This window comes from Kitasatospora sp. NPDC001175 (genome assembly GCF_053598215.1).
Map to the genome: position 1 here is coordinate 130,557 of NZ_JBSFJU010000006.1, position 17,167 is coordinate 147,723.

Below are 17,167 nucleotides of genomic sequence, written 5' to 3' on the forward strand. Positions count from 1 at the left end.
GGCCGAAGGTGACGGAATGGAGTTCACCCACCTCGGCCGCACCGGCCTCACCGTCTCCCGCCTCTGCCTGGGCACCATGAACTTCGGCCCGCACACCGAGGAGGGCGAGGCGCACACCATCATGGACACCGCCCACGACCTGGGCATCAACCTCTTCGACACGTCCAACACCTACGGCGGGCGCGAGCACAGGGGCCGTACCGAGACCATCATCGGCAACTGGTTCGCCAAGGGCGGCGGCCGCCGGGAGCGGACCGTGCTCGCCACCAAGCTCTACGGCGAGACGGGGCAGTGGCCCAACGAGGGCAAGCTCTCCGCCCTCAACATCCGCCGCGCGGTGGACGCCAGCCTCCGGCGGCTGCAGACCGACCACATCGACCTCTACCAGATGCACCACATCGACCGGGCCACGCCCTGGGACGAGATCTGGCAGGCAATGGAGGTCCTGGTCAGCCAGGGTAAGATCATCTACGTAGGCTCCAGCAACTTCGCCGGCTGGCACATCGCCCAGGCCCAGGAGACCGCCAGGACACGCCACTTCCTCGGCCTGAGCAGCGAGCAGTCCATCTACAACCTGATGGAGCGCAACGTCGAGCTGGAGGTCGTCCCGGCCGTCGAGCACTACGGTCTCGGCCTGATCCCCTGGTCGCCGCTGCACGGCGGACTGCTCGGCGGGATCCTGCGCAAGGAGCGCGAGGGCGTCCGGCGGCTGGACGAGGTCGCCGAGGGCCGACTGGTGGGCCGGCGCGAACAGCTCGCCGCGTACGAGGACCTCGCCGCCGAACTCGGTCACGAACCGGGCGACATCGCGCTCGCCTGGCTGCTCTCCCGCCCCGCCGTCACCGCTCCCATCGTCGGTCCGCGCACCCTGGAGCAGCTGTACGCCGCCGTCCGGGCGCTGGGGCTGACGCTGGACCAGAAGACGCTGGACCGCCTGGACGAGATCTTCCCCGGCCGCCGCACCGCCCCCGAGGACTACGCCTGGTAGGCGGTGGGACCGGAGCATCCGGCGTGCGCCTGCCGTCCGGCAGCGGGGCGGCGGGCGCACGTCCTTGCCGCAGGGCGGTTGGCCGATGCCCGCGTCCGTGTCTGCGAGGGCGCTGGTCAGGTCCGTGCCTACGGGGCGGCGGGCAGTTCGTGCGCCACAATCTGATCCGTGAAGTCGATCATCCACCAGGTGCCGTACCACTCCCAGTGGGAGTCCGCCGACCTCGTCCCCGACATCCTCGACGGGACGGTGCTCGCCGCCGACGACCCGCTCTGGGCACGTTCGGGCGCGGCGAGCCCGGAGGAGTACGAGTACTGGTCCTGGCGGCTGTGCGGGATGGCCTGTCTGAGGATGGCGCTCGAGTTCTGGTGGGGTGTCAGCCCCGCGCCGGTCGCCCTGGCCGAGGAGTGCCTGGCGGCGGGCGCGTACGTCCGGCACCCGGACGGCAGGCTCGACGGGCTGATCCACGTCCCCTTCGCGGCGTACGTGCACGAGCGGTGGGGCCTGGCGGCTGAGGCCCGGTCGCCGCTGCCCGCCGAGGAGTTGCCGGCTCTGCTGGAGGCCGGCCGGCTGGCCATGCTCTCCGTGCATCCATCCATTCGCACCCTCGATCCGCAACCACCGCACACCGGTGGGCACTTGGTGCTGGCGGTCGGCGCCGGCCCGGAGGAGCTCCTCATCCACAACCCCTCCGGCTTCCCCGACGGTTCGCAGAGTTTCGCCCGGGTGCCGTGGGGCGACCTCGGACGCTTCTATGCGGGGCGGGGGATTGTGCTCGGCCCGTACCCGGCTTGATTTTTCGGTGCGGCCGGAGGCTGGGCGGTGGTGGCGGCGACGGACTCAGCGGTCGGCTGGGCGTGTCCGTGGGACATGCGCCGCCGCGGAGTCGGATGGAGGACGGCGGAGGACAGGGAGCCGGGAACGGCCCCGCCCGTCCCTGCCGCAGCGGCGGGGACGGGCGGGGCTACCAGTGCCGGGACGCGTCAGGACGTGCGCCGGAACTTGGACTCAGGCCGCATCAGTTCGGGCTTCAGCAGTGCCTTCTCCGGCTGCGCCAGCGTCAGCACCGGAAGTGCCGTCAGCGGGGACCACGGGTTGTTGTCGCAGTCCAGCGTCGGTGAAGGACCGCCCGTGTCACAGGAGGTCTCGAAGACTCTGCCGTCCGTGGTGAACGTCTTGATGAAGACGTCGTTGCCCATGTTCGCTACCGCGACGCCACAGGCGAGGCCTGTGGGGAAGCCCGGATGGCCGGTCAGATCGACCCAGTTGACCGGGTTGAAGCCGACCGGCGGGAGCGGCTCGATGGTCTGGCGACCGATGAGAACGTGGCCGTCAAAGAGCACGGTGGTGTACTGCGAGTTGCCCATGATGTTGGCGTCGATGTTGATGCAGGGGCCGACCGGACCGGTCGCGCCCGTTGCTCCGGTTGCTCCGGTTGCTCCGGTTGCTCCGGTTGCTCCGGTTGCTCCGGTCGCGCCCGTGGGACCGGTGGGGCCGGTGGGGCCGGTGGCGCCGGTGGCGCCCGTCGCACCCGTCTCACCCGTCGCTCCGGTGGCGCCGGTTGCTCCGGTGGCGCCCGTGGGGCCGGTCGGTCCGGTGGGGCCGGTTGCTCCGGTCGCGCCCGTGGCGCCGGTTGCTCCGGTCGCGCCCGTGGCGCCGGTTGCTCCGGTTGCTCCGGTGGCGCCGGTTGCTCCGGTCGCGCCCGTCTCACCCGTCTCACCCTGGGGGCCGGTGGGGCCGGTCGGTCCGGTGGGGCCGGTTGCGCCCGTCGCGCCGGTGGCCCCGGTCGCGCCCTTGGGGCCGGTGGGGCCGGTGGGCCCGGTCGGGCCGGTGCGGCCCTCCTTCTTGCAGTCGTGATCGTGATCCTTGCCGCCACCACCACCGAGGGTCTGGCCGTCGCGCAGGCGAGGTCGCTCCTCGTCGTCGCAGCACTTGTTGCCGTCATCGCCCTTGGCGTGGTCGTCGTCGCAGCACTCGTCGTCGCCACGGCCCATGACCTGCTGGCCGTTGGCCGACACGTTCCGCTCGTGACAGTGCCGATCAGGCTTTCCGTCGTGCAGGGCGAGCGCCGAGGCGGTGCCGCCGGTGGCGGTGATGGCGGCGAGGAGGAGGGCGGCGCTTCCGACCAGGGCTCTGCGGCGGTTGGACGCGATCCCGAGCGGACCGAGCGGTCTGCGTGAAGTCATTCGGTGATTCCTCATCTATGGGGAGCCGGGGCAGCTGGCACCGGACCTCTGGTATGACTAGCCATAGTCAAGCCGCGCGGGACCCGTACGCTCCGCAGCTTCCCGTCGAGCCGCGCGGGAACCATGCGTTTGGACCTCATCGCCCCGCCAAACGGGCCATTCCAAGACGGAATCAGTTGGATAATTCGACATCCGACAAACGGAATTGATTGTTCGTCGGACTATTTATCCGAGCCTGGAACGGTCCGTGTTGAGCAACGGGTGCCGAATTCCGTCGAACTACGATCGGGAGCCTCCCCCGTGCCCGATTCCGGAGACCGCAGATCGAGAGGCGCCCCGTGGTAAAGCACAATTCTTCCAAGTCGAGGCGGTCCATCTGCCTCTGCATGATCGTCAAGGACGAGGCGAAGGTCATCGAGCGCTGCCTCGCCTCCGTACGCGGCCTGATCGACACCTGGGTGATCTCGGACACCGGGTCGACCGACGGCACCCAGGAGCTGATCCGCCGGGCGCTCGACGGGATCCCCGGCGAGCTGCTCCAGGAGCCCTGGGTGAACTTCGGGCGGAACCGCACGCTGAACATCGAGCACGCCCGGGGCAAGGCCGACTACCTGCTGCTCATCGACGCCGACATGGTGGTACGGCAGGACGGCCCGATGCCCGCGTTGACCGCCGACTCGTACATGCTGCGGCACGCCTCCGACATGGAGTACCGGATCAAGCGACTGGTCAGGGGCGACATGACCTGGCGCTACGAGGGCGCGACGCACGAGTACCTGACCACCGACCAGCAGGACCGGGTGCTCAACCTCGACGCACTGGTGATCGAGCACTTCGCCGACGGCGGCTCCCGCTCGGACAAGTTCGAGCGCGACGCCAGGCTGCTGAGCGAGGACCTGCGGCGCGACCCGGACAACCCGCGTACGGTCTTCTACCTCGCCCAGACCATGCGGGACATGGGCCGGACCAAGGAGGCCGTCGAGCTCTACCAGCGGCGGGCCGGCATGGGCGGCTGGGTCGAGGAGATCTACTACGCGCTGCTCCAGGTCGGGGTGCTGAAGGCCGACGCGGGCGACTGGCCCGGGGCGATGGACGCCCTGCTGCACTCCTGGGAGACCCGGCCCGAACGCATGGAAGCCTGCTACGAACTGTCGTCGCGGCTACGCCAGATGGGCCGCTACCAGGCCGCACACGCCTTCGCCAGGGCCGGCGTCGACCGCCGGATGCCCGACGACTGGCTGTTCACCCAGCCCTGGGTGTACGGCTGGGGCATGCTGTTCGAGTACTCCATCACCGCGTACTGGGTCGGTGACCGGCGGGCATCGATGGAGGCGTGCGACCGGCTGCTCGCGATGCCCGAGCTGCCGAGGCAGTACCGCGAACAGACCGTCCGCAACCGGGAGTTCGCGGTCGCCAGGTGAGCGCATCGGCCGCATAGTGGGTAGGCCCCGACAGTCGCCACCGGTGCCCCGGAGGGTCCGCCGTGCTGCTCCAACGCCTCGCCGCCACCTCGCGCGCCACCGCCGCCGAAACCGGCCGCAACGCCAAGATCACGCTGCTCGCCGACTGCCTGCGCGACCTCGGCCCGGAGGACATCCCGGCCGCGGCCGCGCTGCTCTCCGGCGAGTCCCGGCGGATGCGGATCGGCGTCGGGTACGCCGCACTGCGGGAACTCCCGCCCCCGGCCCGGGCCGCCACGCTCGGCGTCCGCGAGACGGAGGAGGCGCTCACCGCCGTGGCGGCCGTCCACGGCAAAGGGGCCCGGACCGAGCGGGCCCGGCTCCTCGCGGAGCTCTTCGGGCGGGCCACCGCGGAGGAGCAGGAGTTCCTGCGGGCGGTGCTGGTGGGGGAGTTGCGGCAGGGCGCGCTGGACGCGGTGCTCGGCGACGCCGTGGCCAAGGCCGCCGCCGTGCCCGCGACCGCCGTACGCCGCGCGCTGATGTTCCGGGGCTCCGCCCGCGCGGTCGCCGCGGCCGCGCTCTCCGGTGGCGCCCCCGCACTGCGCGCCTTCGGCCTGCGGGTCGGCCGTCCGGTACGGCCGATGCTGGCCGCCTCCGCGCCCGACGTCGCCGAGGCGCTGCAGCGGATCAGCCCCGCAGCGCTGGAGTGGAAGCTGGACGGGATCAGGGTCCAGGTGCACCGCGATGGCGACCGGATCTCGGTCTTCACCCGAAGCCTCGACGACATCACCGCACGGGTACCCGAAGTGGTCGAGGCCGCAGGCTCGTTGGCGGTCGGCTCGGCCGTCCTGGACGGCGAGGCCATCGCGCTCGACCCCGACGAGCGCCCCCGCCCGTTCCAGGTGACCGCCGCCCGTACCGCCTCCCGGCAGGACCCGGCCAGGCTGCGCACCGAAGTCCCGCTCCGGGTCTTCTTCTTCGACCTGCTCCACCTGGACGGCCAGGACCTGATCGACCTCCCGGCCGAGCGGCGCTGGGCCGAACTCGTGCGTGTGGTACCCGGACACCTGCGGGTCCCGCGCACGGTGACCGGGGAGAGCGGGCCGGCGGCCGCGTTCTTCCGCGACGCGCTGGCGCACGGCCACGAGGGCGTGGTGGTCAAGGACCCCGCCGCGCCGTACGCGGCCGGACGGCGCGGTGCCGGCTGGATCAAGGTCAAGCCCCGGTACACGCTGGACCTGGTCGTGACGGCCGCCGAGTGGGGCAGCGGCCGACGCCGGGGCTTCCTCAGCAACCTCCACCTCGCCGCCCGCAACGACGGCGAGGCCGGCCTCGGACCGTGGGTCATGCTGGGCAAGACCTTCAAGGGTCTCACCGACGAGCTGCTCGCCTGGCAGACCGAGCAGTTCCTGGCCCGCGAGGTCTCCCGGGACTCGTACACCGTGTACATCCGCCCCGAACTCGTCGTGGAGATCGCCTTCGACGGCCTGCAGCGCAGCCCCCGCTACCCGGCAGGTCTCGCGCTGCGCTTCGCCAGGGTGCTGGGCTACCGTGCGGACAAGCCGGCTGCGGAGGCGGACACCATCGGCACCGTCCGCGGCCTTGCGACGGACGGGCCGTAGCTCCTCGCGCGGCCCCCGCGCCCGAGCGGGTGAGGGCGGTCAGCTGCTGTTGGGCAGCCCGATCGGGTTGAGCTGGGGGAGTTCGGCGCGGCAGGCGGTGGAGATGGGCTTGAGGGCGGCGGCCAGTTCGTCCAGCTCGGCGCGGTGGAAGCCGGACCAGACGCGGGCGGCGGCCAGATCGGTGGCGGCCTCGAGCGCCTGGTGGCGGTGGCGGCCGTCGGGGGAGATGGTGCCGTCCGGGTTGAGCCAGCCTCGTTCGACCAGGCGGGCGGTGGCGGCGTCCCACTCCTCGTCGGTCCAGCCCCGGAACGGCTGCATGACCTCACGGCGGACGTCCAGCGCACAGCGCACCACCAGCGCCTCGCAGCCGTCGAGTCCCTCGGTGACCAGGGCCGCGACGTGACCGTCGCCCCGGTGCTCGCGCAGCACGGTGGTGGCGTGCCAGAGCCGGGCCAGCCGGCCCTCGGGGCGGGGCAGCGCGGCGTTCGCGGCGGCCAGCACGCGCCCGCAACAGTCCAGGCCGCCCACCGCGCGCTCCAGCAGTTCCACCGAACGATCGATCAGATCCGGCTTCACGGTGGCCAGGACCCGCTCGAGTGCGGCCGATGCCCCCGCCACCCGGGCCTCCAGCGCGGCCTCGGGGGTGGCGCGCTGCCAGACGTCCGGGAGTGCCCGCTCGACCATCCCCGGAGCGAAGTTGAAGAAGGCGGCGATCACCGGGGCGGCCTCCACCGGCCCCAGCGGCGCGGACCGCCCGGCGAAGTAGCCGCGCCAACCGCCGTGCAGCCCCGCCGTCTCGTAGGCCGCGCGCCCCTCGGGCGAGAAGTAGGTGAGAGCGTGCACGGGTTCGAACAGCCACCACAGGGCGCGTGCGGGATGCACCGGCTCGGCCATCGGGACACCTTTCTCGGAGCGGGCCGCGGTGGGGAGTTGCCGCCGGCGGCCCACGGGCAGGTCTTGCGGACGGGCTACCGTGAAAGCGGCCACAGCGTACGAGACACCGGCGCTGAACCGGTGTGATGCGGGTCACGCGCCGATCTCCCGGTACGTCCTGTACAGGCCACAGGAGGGATGATGGACCTCAAGGTGGCCTCCCGCCGCCCGCACCGAATCGTGAAGGTACCCGGAAATGGCGCAGATCAACCCCAGCATCCTGTCCGCCGACTTCGCCCGTCTCGCCCAGGAGGCAGAGGCGGTCCGAGGCGCGGACTGGCTCCATGTGGACGTCATGGACAACCACTTCGTCCCCAACCTCACGCTCGGCGTGCCGGTGGTGGAGGCGCTGGCCCGGGCCACCGACATCCCGCTCGACTGCCACCTGATGATCGAGCAGGCCGACCGCTGGGCCCCCCAGTACGTGGAGGCGGGCGCCGGTTCGGTGACCTTCCACGCCGAAGCCGCCGCCGCCCCCGTCCGCCTCGCCCGCGAGATCCGGGCCAAGGGCGCCCGGGCCTCGATGGCCCTCAAGCCGGCCACCCCGATCGAGCCCTACGAGGACCTGCTGCCCGAGCTCGACATGGTGCTGATCATGACGGTCGAGCCGGGCTTCGGCGGCCAGGCGTTCCTGGACATCATGCTCCCCAAGATCCGCCGCACCCGTGAGCTGATCGACAAGCACGGCTTGGACCTCTGGCTCCAGGTCGACGGCGGCGTCTCCGCCACCACCATCGAGCGCTGCGCCGAGGCCGGCGCCGACGTCTTCGTGGCCGGCTCGGCGGTGTACGGCGCGGCCGACCCGGCCGAGGCCGTCCGCGCCCTGCGCACCCAGGCGGAGGCAGCCACCGCCACCGCACCGTGGGCCTGCGCGCACTGATGCCGACCGCTCGTACGGGCCCCGCCGGCCGCGCGCCGGCGGGGTCTTGCGCGTCGGGCGAGCCGGCGGAGCCGGAACGGGACGGGGCGTACGGAGTCGGGACGGTCTGTGCGCACGGAGTTGGGACGGTCTGGGCCGGGTGGCACCCAAACCGCAGCCGCACGCGCGAGCGCGGCATCGCCGGGGTCACCCGGCGCCGCAGGCGGGGCTGACCCGGCAGGCGAAGCGGGCCCCTTGCACGGCCGACCTGATCGGCGGTGACTTCACCGCCCCAGGCCTGGGATGCGGCTGGTTGGTGACATGACCGAACTGGTCACCGGGGAAGGGAAGTTGTATCTGGCGACGTACATCGACCTGGCCACCAAGGTGGTCGGCCGGGCCCTGGCCGACCATCACCGGGCCGAGTTGCCCATCGTCGCGCTGCGGCTGGCCGCCGGACGTGAGGGCCTCAGGCGGGCTGCATCATGCACACCGATCGCGGCAGCGAGGGTGGACCTCCACTGAATTCCGCTCTGTGGTAAAGGAGTTGGGTGTGCGGCGGCCGATGGCCGCGTCGGGTCCCGTTACGACGACGCCGCAGGGAAAGCTGGTTCGCCCTGTTCAAAGCCTAGATCGGCACGGCGATGTGACCCACTCGGGCCCAGGCCCGAGCCGACGTCTTCCGCTTCATCGAAATCACGTACAACCGCACCCGCCTCCGCAGGCACCCCGAGCTCGGGTGCCTCGCACCGCTCGAAACCCGGGCCCGGCTGCAGCGCGACCTCACCCCCGCAGTATGGAAACCCGCTGTCCAAGATCAGGGGGAACTTCAGATGTCCTTTGACGGGTGATCTCGGCCGATTGCCAGGCGAATCTGACCGCCTGGACCCTCAGTGCGGACAGTGGCCACGTCCGGCCCCGGCCCAGGGCGGCGTCGTGCTGGCGAAGTGTCCGATTTGATGCCGGTTCAGGTATCACGCTCGCAGTGGGCGCCCGGATACCGGCGTAGCGGGCTCTGGTGCGGATCAAGCCCGGCGGGTGGCTGCGGCCGGTGTTGTGGGTCCTCGGAATTGCCTGGGAGGGGTTACTGCTTTCGTTGGGCGTAGTGGCGGGCAGCCTTGGCGCGGTTGCCGCAGCTGGCCATGTCGCACCAGCGGCGGCGGCCGTTCTGGGAGGTGTCGAAGAAGGTCAGGATGCAGGAGTCGTGGACGCATTCGCGGATGCGGGAGGGGCCGCGGGCCAGCAGACGCAGGTAGTCGTCGGCGGCGAGCCAGGCCGGGAGCCAGACCGGGTCGGTGACCTCGGGTTCCTCCTGTGGCTGGCCGTCGGCGTCGAGGGTGCGGCAGATCCTGCCGTGAGCGAGGACCGCGTTGAGTGCAGTGGTGTCCTGCGGGTCGGCGCGCAGCGCGAGCAGCGCGGCGCGGGCCTGGAGCAGCGCGTCGAGAGTCTCGGGGGTGTCGGGGGCGCGGCCGGTGAGGTTGTTGGATGCCAGCCAGACGGCGAGGCCGTGCGGCTGGCGGAAGAGCTGCTCGTCGTGCCAGCGGGTGTTGAGGAGGTCGAGGGAGAGGGGTTCGCCGCGCAGCGGGCGGGGGTCCTGGTCCTGGTCCTGCTCCTGGTCTGCGAGCGCGTCCATGCGGCGAGTCTAACTGTTCAGGGGTCTGGTAGCGGTTGTGACGCTCTGGCTCTAACCGTTATGGTCATGTTGAACGGTTAGAGCTTGCCTGTCTCTCGGAACGGAGTCCGCCCATGCCCGCCTCGCTGCGCACCGGCCACATCGGGATCAACGTCACCGACCTGGACCGCTCGGTCGCCTTCTACCGAGACGTCCTCGGGCTGGAGGTGATGGGCGGCAGCGAGCCCGGTACGCCCCCGGAGCGCCGCCGGGCCCGGCTCGGCAAGAAGGGCGAGTTGGTGCTCACGATCTGGCAGCAGGCATCCGGGGCCCACCCGGTCGACCGGGCCGGACTGCACCACCTCTCCTTCGAGGTGGACTCCGTCGAGGAGATCCGGGAGGCGGAGTGGGCACTCAAGGAGCGCGGCTCGACCTTCCACCACGACGGGATCGTGCTGCACGGACCCGGCCAGGACTCCGGCGGCATCTTCTTCACCGACCCGGACGGCACCCGGCTGGAGATCTACACCGCGAGTGGCGTCGCCGCAGAAGGGGAGGCTCCCTTCGTCGACGCGCCCACCTGCGGATTCTTCTAAACGGCGGCAGGGGTGACGATGACCGGCTACCACGCGGGCGAGCTCGCCGCCCAGGCCCGGGTCGGGGAGACCGAGCGGGCGGAGCACCTCGGGCGCAGCATCCGAAGTACCGTCCCGGCCGTGGCCGCGTCGTTCCTGGCGGAGCGGCAGCTGCTGGTCGTCGGTGCCGCCGACGAGGCCGGGCGGATGTGGGCGACGGTGCTGACGGGCGAGCCCGGCTTCGTCTCCGTCCCCGACGAGCGCACGGTCGCCGTGGACGCGTCCCCGAGACCGGACGACCCGCTGGCCGGTGTACTGCGGGGGAGTGCGCCGGCCCGCGTCGGCACCATCGCGCTGGAGCCCGCGACGCGACGCCGCATGCGGGTCAACGGCGTGGCGGAGGCCGGGCCGTCGGGTCTCCTGCTCCACACCGAGCAGGTCTTCTCCAACTGTCCCAAGTACATTCAGAAGCGGCGGCCGGTCCGGCGTATCCAGAGTACGGAGGCCGGACCGGCGCGCTGGAGCTCCGCGCTGTCGGCGGCGCAGCAGGTGCTCGTCGCGACTGCCGACACCTTCTTCCTCGCCACGGCCGATGCGGAGGGTCATGTGGACGCCTCGCACCGAGGCGGCCTGTGCGGCTTCGTCGAGGTCCTCTCGGAGACCCGGTTGCGGTGGCGCGAGTACGCGGGCAACGGCGCCTACATGACGCTGGGCAACCTGGAACTGAACCCGCGTGCGGGTATCGTCCTGCCGGACTGGGAGAACGGTGACACGCTCCTCCTCACGGGCGAGGCCGGGACGAACTGGCAGGAGCGGTCGGTGGAGTTCGAGTTGACGGCCGCGGTCCAGCTGCCGGGTGCCCTGTCCATGCGCTGGACCGAGCCGGAGTTCTCGCCAGCCAATCCCCCTCTCGGATGAGTGGCCGGAAACGACGACCAACACGAACGGCAGTGCGCGCGCGGCGCAGGAGACCTTCGGCCCCGACCACTCCGCCGCGGAGGCCGCCCGGGAGCGCATCGTCCACCGGCTCCCGGAGGTGGGCTGCCTGACCGGCGGGGCCGCGGCGATAGGAGCCGTGACCGCCGGTCCCCGCGCGGAATGGGTGGTTCGGGGGCAGTGGCTGGTGGGTTGTGGATACAGGACGGCGTCGTGCTGGCGAAGTGTCCGATTTGAGTGCCGATTCAGGTATCCGATGTGGCTGTGGTGTTCAAGGGACGGGCCGGAGCGGAGGCAGGCACGGACTCCGGGTGATCATGAGGTGTCGAGTCCCTGACCACCGCAACGGAAGACCGTGCCTGCCTGATCATCATCGCCCATTCCCACTGGCCTGGGCCAGCTCGCCTCCGCCCGTCCCGCCGCGCCCGGGGAACACCTGTACCTGCTGGACCACCTTGCGACGGTGCCCGATCCGCGACGGGCCAGGGGCCGCCGCCACCCTCTTGCCTTCGTCCTCGCGCTCGCCGCGTGCGCGGTGCTGGCCGGCGCGAAGTCCCTGACCGCGATCGCGGAGTGGGCCAACGTACGCGACACCACCTTCGCCGAGGACGCCTCACGCGTGCGGACCGGCACGGCACCCCGGGCCATGGCCGCCCTGCGCAACCTGGCCATCGGCACCCTCCGCCTCACCGGCTGCGACAACATCGCCGCTGGCCTGCGCAAACATAGCTGAGACGAGACTCGACCACTGGCCACCCTCGGCATCACGTGATCAAACCGGACAGATCACCAGAACGACGCCGCCCTGGGCCCCGGCCGGGCTATGTGCTGATGCTGGACTGCCCGTTGACCGAGACCACGACCACCGAGGTCTCCCGCTTCCATGTCGGAGAGTGTGGGAGAGGTATTGGACGTTTCGGCTGGTCATCGCGCGTGGCAGGCTTCGGTGTGCTCGGCTTGCAGTCGTCGCGGGCGTCGGCCACGGTGGAAGAGTAGGACCATTTGGGAAATACCTGACAGCAGGTGACTGCGAAGCACGGCAAAGCAGTGGGGTTTTTCGGAGGCCGCATGCTACCGGTGAAATGGATTCCCAAAGCTGTCGGCAGGTGGGAAGTCGGCGGTGAGGCCGCGGCTGTGGACCAGGTCTTCGTGAGGATAGAGAAGATCGGCGCAATGGGTGCCCTGATCGGGGCACTGGAACAGCTCGCTACTACGTCCGCGCTGGCCAATGACGGCATATTCTCCTGGTCCGTGAACCAGACCCGGTTCCGCGGCATCGAACGATTCCCGATGAAGTATGTTTCCAAGCTGCTGGACTACCCGCGGGTAATCGCGATTCCGCAGGTACGACTGACGGCTGCGGCCCGGATGCTATTAGGCCGGCCAGGCAGCAGCGAGCGTGCGCTGTTGCTTTTCGTCCTCACCGGCACCGCCGCTGGCATGCAGGTGCGCCAGTGCTACGGATACGACGGTTCGGACAACATCTCTTTGATCACCTTCCTGGTTGCGGCGATAGAGAAGGCGTTCCCCGGCGACTACCAAGCCCGGGAGGCATGCATCCGGTTCATCGCCTTCCAGTCGTGCGTGGCCTATGCCGCCGCCGGAGCGGTAAAGCTGGTGTCTCCGATATGGCGGGACGGCTCCGCCATAACCGGAATCTTCCGCACCAGCGTATACGGGGACAAGGGGCTGTACCGGTTGCTCTGCCTTCATCCCGCTGTTCCCCGCATCGTGGCATGGAGCGTTATCCTCGGCGAGCTGACGTTTCCGCTGGTGCTGGTCGCACCCAAGCCGGTGGCCCGGGGCATCCTGGGAATGGGTGTGCTCTTCCACCTCGCCAACGGCAGGTTCATGGGTCTGAACCGCTTCTTCTGGGCGTTCACGGCCACCTACCCGGCGGTCGCCCACGTGTCTCGGTCGTTGCGCCCATGAACACCCGCGACGCGGTCGAGGCAGGTGGCCGGAGCCGCAGCAGTGAGATCCAGGACCGGTTGATGGCCGGCGCTCTGGTCACCACGGCGGTGGGAGTCATCGTCACGGAGTTGAAGCGGAACGGCGCGCTGTCGGCTGCACCGGGTCGGATCGTCCGGGTGGGCGGCCGTCCGCTGCACATTCTGGACACGCCGGGGCAGACGCCGACGGTCGTACTGGAGAGCGGCCTGGCCAATCCGGCCACGGTCTGGAGCTGGGTCCTTCAGCAGCTTCGCGAGGACACCCGCGCTGTGGCGTACGACCGACCCGGCATCGGATGGAGCGCCGCTGGGCGCACCAGGCTGGACGGTGCCCGGTATCCGGAACACCTGCTTGAGGTCCTTCACCGAGCGAGTGCGCGAGCCCCCTTCGTGCTGGTGGGCCACTCGGTCGGCGGGTTGCTGATCAGGATCTTTGCCGAACAACACCCCGAACTGACCGCCGGCCTGGTGTTCGTGGACTCCACCCACCCCGACCAGTACCAGCGATCGCCCAGACAGTGGGCGGGCCTGCCTCTCTTCCGGCAATCCCTGGACCGGATGATCACGCGGGCTGCTCTCAGGCTGCCTGTGGGCAATGCGGCGACCGAGGCTTTGGAGTTCCTGCCGGCGCGGGTTTCCGGTCCGACGACGCAGGCCATGTTCCGGTTCTCCTCGCTGCGCGCCGCACGGGGTGAGCTCAACCTGAGCCAGGTCGACTGGTCGAGCCGGGCCGCGTTGCTGACCTCGGTGACACCGTGCCCAGTCGCGGTGGTCTCCGCGGCCGTGACGCACGAACAGGATCCCGTGTACGCCGAGCTTCAACAGGAGCTCGGGGCGCTGTCCCCCGTCAGCCGGTTGGAGATCGTGGCGGGGGCCAGCCACGAGTCCCTGCTCACCGACCAGTTGCACGCCGAGAGGGTGACTGACGCCATCCACTGGGTCATCGACAACGCCCGGGACGGTGCGGCCCCGGTCGAGACGCCTTCTCCGGCTGTACGAAACCCCGCAGGACCGACCGCAGCCCGGTGCGGGCCGGTGACTGCTGAGGGTGAAGAGGATTGTGGTGAGAGGTTGCCGAAATCATGGCTGCGACGACCACCAGGCTGATACCCCGTCTGCTGCTTTACGCGACCCTGTGCGCTTGGGGGAGTTTCACCGCGCTCCGCCAGATGGGTCTGGCCAGGAACCTCCTCGTCCGCCTGAACTGGCTCGGCAGGATCGTCCCCAATTACCGCTTCTTCGGGCCAACCCCCTCGATGCACGATCTGCACATCCTGGTACGGGACAAGCTGTCCGGCGGGCGGGTCGGGCGGTGGCGGGAGTTGGACGTCGCCCAGGAGCGCAGACCAGTCCACACACTATGGGCCCCGCATCGCCGGGTGGAGAAGGGGCTGCTCGACGCCGCGAGGGAGATGGCGGTCATCAGGCGGCGGAACGCCGAAACCAGACAGTGGAGGACCACCATCGCCTACCTGGCGCTCCTGAACATCGCCACGTTCGGAGTCCCCCACGATTCCGATGCACGGCAGACGCAGTTCGCGATCGCCAGGGCGGCGGCATACGAGCAGGGAGTCGAGCCGGAAATACTCTTCGTCTCTGCCTTCCATGACTTGGACGCCGGCCCTGGCGCAAGCGAAATTCCTGCGAGAAGAAGAGGAGAGTGATTCGGATGTTCGAGGTGAAGGTATCGGCGGTGACCAGGTTCGCCGACCGTGTCGTCGGGACGGGGACGGGGACGGGGACGGGAACGGGCCTGGCGGCGGTCTCGGCCACACCCACGCTCTGCGCGGACATCGGCGACGACGTCCATGGCACCCAGGACATCGGCGACGACGTCCGGGAGGCCCAGGAAATCGGCAACGAGGTCAACGACGTCCAGTCGGACGTCGAGGCGGACGTCCTGTCGGACATCGGCAAGGACGTCCTGGACGCCATCGCGAATTTCACAGAGGAGGCAACGTTGGTCGGGGGCCTTGATGTGGCCGACGTCGTGGGGGCCGAGGGCGACCCGGCCAAGGGCGTGTTCTCCGAGAGCGCCTCGGTGGGCGAACTGCTCCGTGTTCGCAAGACTGCGCTGGTAAGCGCCCGGAACCGCGCTGAGCGGATGACCCGGCACGGTCGGCCGCTGCCCGCCTCGTCGTCTCCCCGTGGCAGTCGGGTGAGCAGGGTCGGGGACTGGCGCGGCGGGCTGTGAGGGCCCCGTATCCTGCGGGGCTCGGAAAGCCCTCGCTGTAGGTCAAGCCGCATAGCGATACTGATTGATGACACCGCCGAGGATGTGGTTGCGCAGGAGTCTGCGGTCTTCGATCTCGTGCACGGTGGTGGGCAGCCGGTCGGCTGTGGGCGGTAGTTGGTTTCGGGCCCGGTGTGGTCCGTGTTCGTCGTAGTGCTGCTGGTGGGCGGCCAGGACGTGCCGGGTGTGGGTCTCGTTCACGCTGCGGCGGGGGCCTCCTCGAGGTCCTCGCCGTCCTCCGCCCCGCCGCCCGGGATCTCCCACGGTCCGGCAGGTGCCTCGCCGGGGCGTGCCGCACCAGGATCCGCCCGTCGGTGTCGGCCACGACAGCATCGGGAACCACCCGATCGATGTCATGGGCTTGGGCTGTCCACAACCCGCTGATCGACCGTCAACGTCCCGTCTACGGACCGCTGGTGTTCTACCGGTCACGGAGGCTCGTCCATTCGAGTCGGCCCGGGCCGCGTTCACGGATGCGGCCGGGCACCCCGTGCTGCCCGTCTCCTCCGCGGTAGCTCGCGTGTGCGCAGCACCGAGACGTCCGGCAGGACCGGGCAGTTCACCCCGCTGTCCTGGAAAGGAACTCTTCGTTGTCCATGAAGCCCGTCAAGCGCCTGGCGGCGCTCGCCGCAGTGGTGGGTACGGCCCTTACCGGCACCCTTGCCCTCGGCGGTACCGCGCAGGCCAGCCCAGCCAACGCGGCGCGCAGCACCGTGATCAATCTGCACAACGGCACCGGCTGCACGCTGACCCTCCAGAGCGAGGACCTCGCCCACGGGGTCTGGGACGCCCCGCCCCCCCAGTACGTCTACAACACCCGGGACGTGACCGTTTCCGCCGAGTCGAACGGATTCATGACCGGCGACGAGGGGGGGTTCACGTACGTGGCCGGCGACTGCGAGGAGGACTGGCGGAACGGCCACACGGTCCTGTTGCAGTTCGACAACCCCTACGCCGGATCGAACGGCTACTACTCGAACGGAAGCGGCGCGTTCCGCTTCACCAGTTCCGGCGGGGAGGGCAACAACGCGGTCATCAACTGGGGTGTCTGGAAGTCGTAGCCGTCGCCCGCACCACCCATCGGGACCTTCCTCAAGGGAGAACGCAGTGAAGAAGCTGACACGCGCCGCGGCCGTCGCCTTGGCGGGGGCGGCCGCACTCTCGGGAGCCGCGGTCATGAACGCGCCGACCGCATCCGCCGCGGCCATGCGGCAGACCTCGATCTACCTGCACAACGGTACGGGGTGCACGCTGAACCTGGTCGAGAGCCCGCTCGCCCACGGAGGCTGGTACATCGACCCGCTGTCCTCGATCGGCAACACCCAGGACGCGCTGTTCAAGGCGGGCAGCATCGGGTTCATGACCGGGGACGAGGGGCACGTCACCTACCGGGCCTCCGACTGCGAGGAGGGCTGGCGGAACGGCCACACCGTCTACCTCTACTTCGACAACCCCTACGCGGGGTCGAACGCCTACGCGGAAAACGGTGATGGAGCGTTCCGGTTCACCCGGTCCGGCGGATCCGGTGACGACGCCGTCGTCTACTGGGGCGCTTGGAAGGCATAGCAAAGCTCCGGGGTTGCGGGTGGTTGTGCGCCGACGGCCGTGTCGTCGGCGCACAACGGGCCCTCGGGAATGTCCGGCGGATCACTGATGCATCCGCAACCGGCGACGGGGACCCTTCCCGACGGCGCTGTTCCGTCGTTCCCGGGCGTGCCGGGGCCGGGGTGTGCGGTGCCCAGGTCGACGATCACCAATCAGCGATCACCGCTCGCGGTCCTTGGTGAGCCCGGAACCTTCAAGGGTGAAGTCCCAGTCGGACCACCGGAAGCGTCGACCCCTGGTCAGGGGCAATGCGGTCGGTATCATGT

19 protein-coding genes are annotated in these 17,167 nt (G+C 70.1%); 15 read left to right on the forward strand and 4 right to left on the reverse strand.

The genetic code is table 11. The annotated features are described in order from the left end of the window. Positions 1-16 precede the first annotated feature (16 nt). Entirely contained in the window at positions 17-988 is a 972-nt protein-coding gene (locus ACWDAK_RS06975) for an aldo/keto reductase (RefSeq protein ID WP_427394526.1), read from the forward strand. A 168-nt stretch (positions 989-1,156) separates the two neighbouring features. Continuing rightward, the gene (locus ACWDAK_RS06980; RefSeq protein WP_344637237.1) at positions 1,157-1,783 is read left to right on the forward strand and encodes a C39 family peptidase; all 627 of its coding nucleotides are present in this window, start codon (positions 1,157-1,159) and stop codon (positions 1,781-1,783) included. Positions 1,784-1,971: 188 nt separating this feature from the next. Here the strand turns inward: ACWDAK_RS06980 and ACWDAK_RS06985 are convergent, their stop codons facing one another. Then, positions 1,972-3,174 (reverse strand): hypothetical protein, encoded by a 1,203-nt coding sequence (locus ACWDAK_RS06985; protein ID WP_427394525.1) that lies wholly within the window; start codon positions 3,172-3,174, stop codon positions 1,972-1,974. Between the two features lie 386 nt (positions 3,175-3,560). Here ACWDAK_RS06985 and ACWDAK_RS06990 point away from each other — a divergent pair, with 386 nt between their 5' ends. Further along, positions 3,561-4,595, forward strand: coding sequence for a glycosyltransferase (locus ACWDAK_RS06990; RefSeq protein ID WP_344637239.1), 1,035 nt, complete (start codon positions 3,561-3,563; stop codon positions 4,593-4,595). Between the two features lie 62 nt (positions 4,596-4,657). Beyond that, the gene (locus ACWDAK_RS06995; protein WP_427394524.1) at positions 4,658-6,196 is read left to right on the forward strand and encodes an ATP-dependent DNA ligase; all 1,539 of its coding nucleotides are present in this window, start codon (positions 4,658-4,660) and stop codon (positions 6,194-6,196) included. Positions 6,197-6,235: 39 nt separating this feature from the next. Here ACWDAK_RS06995 and ACWDAK_RS07000 read toward each other — a convergent pair whose 3' ends face one another. Continuing rightward, positions 6,236-7,090, reverse strand: coding sequence for an SCO6745 family protein (locus ACWDAK_RS07000; RefSeq protein ID WP_344637241.1), 855 nt, complete (start codon positions 7,088-7,090; stop codon positions 6,236-6,238). Between the two features lie 235 nt (positions 7,091-7,325). Between ACWDAK_RS07000 and rpe the strand changes: the two genes are divergently transcribed. Next, positions 7,326-8,009, forward strand: a complete 684-nt coding sequence (gene rpe / locus ACWDAK_RS07005) for a ribulose-phosphate 3-epimerase (RefSeq protein ID WP_344637242.1) — start codon at positions 7,326-7,328, stop codon at positions 8,007-8,009. Between the two features lie 300 nt (positions 8,010-8,309). Then, positions 8,310-8,513 (forward strand): hypothetical protein, encoded by a 204-nt coding sequence (locus ACWDAK_RS07010; RefSeq protein WP_427394523.1) that lies wholly within the window; start codon positions 8,310-8,312, stop codon positions 8,511-8,513. Positions 8,514-9,072: 559 nt separating this feature from the next. Here ACWDAK_RS07010 and ACWDAK_RS07015 read toward each other — a convergent pair. After that, positions 9,073-9,621 (reverse strand): CGNR zinc finger domain-containing protein, encoded by a 549-nt coding sequence (locus ACWDAK_RS07015; RefSeq protein WP_344637244.1) that lies wholly within the window; start codon positions 9,619-9,621, stop codon positions 9,073-9,075. A gap of 113 nt (positions 9,622-9,734) precedes the next feature. Between ACWDAK_RS07015 and ACWDAK_RS07020 the strand changes: the two genes are divergently transcribed. From ACWDAK_RS07020 to ACWDAK_RS07050, 7 genes are all read left to right on the forward strand, one after another. Continuing rightward, complete coding sequence (locus tag ACWDAK_RS07020; protein WP_344637245.1) at positions 9,735-10,196, forward strand: VOC family protein; 462 nt, start codon at positions 9,735-9,737, stop codon at positions 10,194-10,196. An 18-nt stretch (positions 10,197-10,214) separates the two neighbouring features. Then, on the forward strand, positions 10,215-11,093 hold the full coding sequence (locus ACWDAK_RS07025; RefSeq protein ID WP_344637246.1) for a pyridoxamine 5'-phosphate oxidase family protein: 879 nt from the start codon (positions 10,215-10,217) through the stop codon (positions 11,091-11,093). Between the two features lie 463 nt (positions 11,094-11,556). After that, positions 11,557-11,844, forward strand: a complete 288-nt coding sequence (locus ACWDAK_RS07030) for a transposase family protein (protein WP_449806446.1) — start codon at positions 11,557-11,559, stop codon at positions 11,842-11,844. A gap of 290 nt (positions 11,845-12,134) precedes the next feature. Next, positions 12,135-13,043, forward strand: coding sequence for a hypothetical protein (locus tag ACWDAK_RS07035; protein WP_427394522.1), 909 nt, complete (start codon positions 12,135-12,137; stop codon positions 13,041-13,043). A 158-nt stretch (positions 13,044-13,201) separates the two neighbouring features. Further along, positions 13,202-14,170 carry an alpha/beta fold hydrolase gene (locus ACWDAK_RS07040; RefSeq protein ID WP_427394521.1) on the forward strand — a complete coding sequence of 323 codons (969 nt, stop codon included), beginning with the start codon at positions 13,202-13,204 and terminating at the stop codon, positions 14,168-14,170. Further along, on the forward strand, positions 14,146-14,727 hold the full coding sequence (locus tag ACWDAK_RS07045; protein WP_344637250.1) for a hypothetical protein: 582 nt from the start codon (positions 14,146-14,148) through the stop codon (positions 14,725-14,727). The genes ACWDAK_RS07040 and ACWDAK_RS07045 overlap by 25 nt, the downstream gene beginning before the upstream one ends. A gap of 5 nt (positions 14,728-14,732) precedes the next feature. Next, a complete protein-coding gene (locus ACWDAK_RS07050; protein ID WP_344637251.1) occupies positions 14,733-15,257 on the forward strand; it encodes a hypothetical protein in 525 nt (174 codons plus the stop codon). A gap of 42 nt (positions 15,258-15,299) precedes the next feature. Here the strand turns inward: ACWDAK_RS07050 and ACWDAK_RS07055 are convergent, their stop codons facing one another. Beyond that, positions 15,300-15,497, reverse strand: a complete 198-nt coding sequence (locus tag ACWDAK_RS07055; RefSeq protein WP_427394520.1) for a hypothetical protein — start codon at positions 15,495-15,497, stop codon at positions 15,300-15,302. Between the two features lie 389 nt (positions 15,498-15,886). On the opposite strand from ACWDAK_RS07055, the gene ACWDAK_RS07060 reads away from it, so the two are divergent. Both ACWDAK_RS07060 and ACWDAK_RS07065 read left to right on the forward strand, forming a co-directional pair. Beyond that, positions 15,887-16,357: a hypothetical protein gene (locus tag ACWDAK_RS07060; RefSeq protein ID WP_344637253.1), complete on the forward strand. Its 471-nt coding sequence runs from the start codon at positions 15,887-15,889 to the stop codon at positions 16,355-16,357. A gap of 46 nt (positions 16,358-16,403) precedes the next feature. Next, entirely contained in the window at positions 16,404-16,862 is a 459-nt protein-coding gene (locus ACWDAK_RS07065) for a hypothetical protein (protein ID WP_427394519.1), read from the forward strand. The last annotated feature ends 305 nt before the right edge of the window (positions 16,863-17,167 follow it).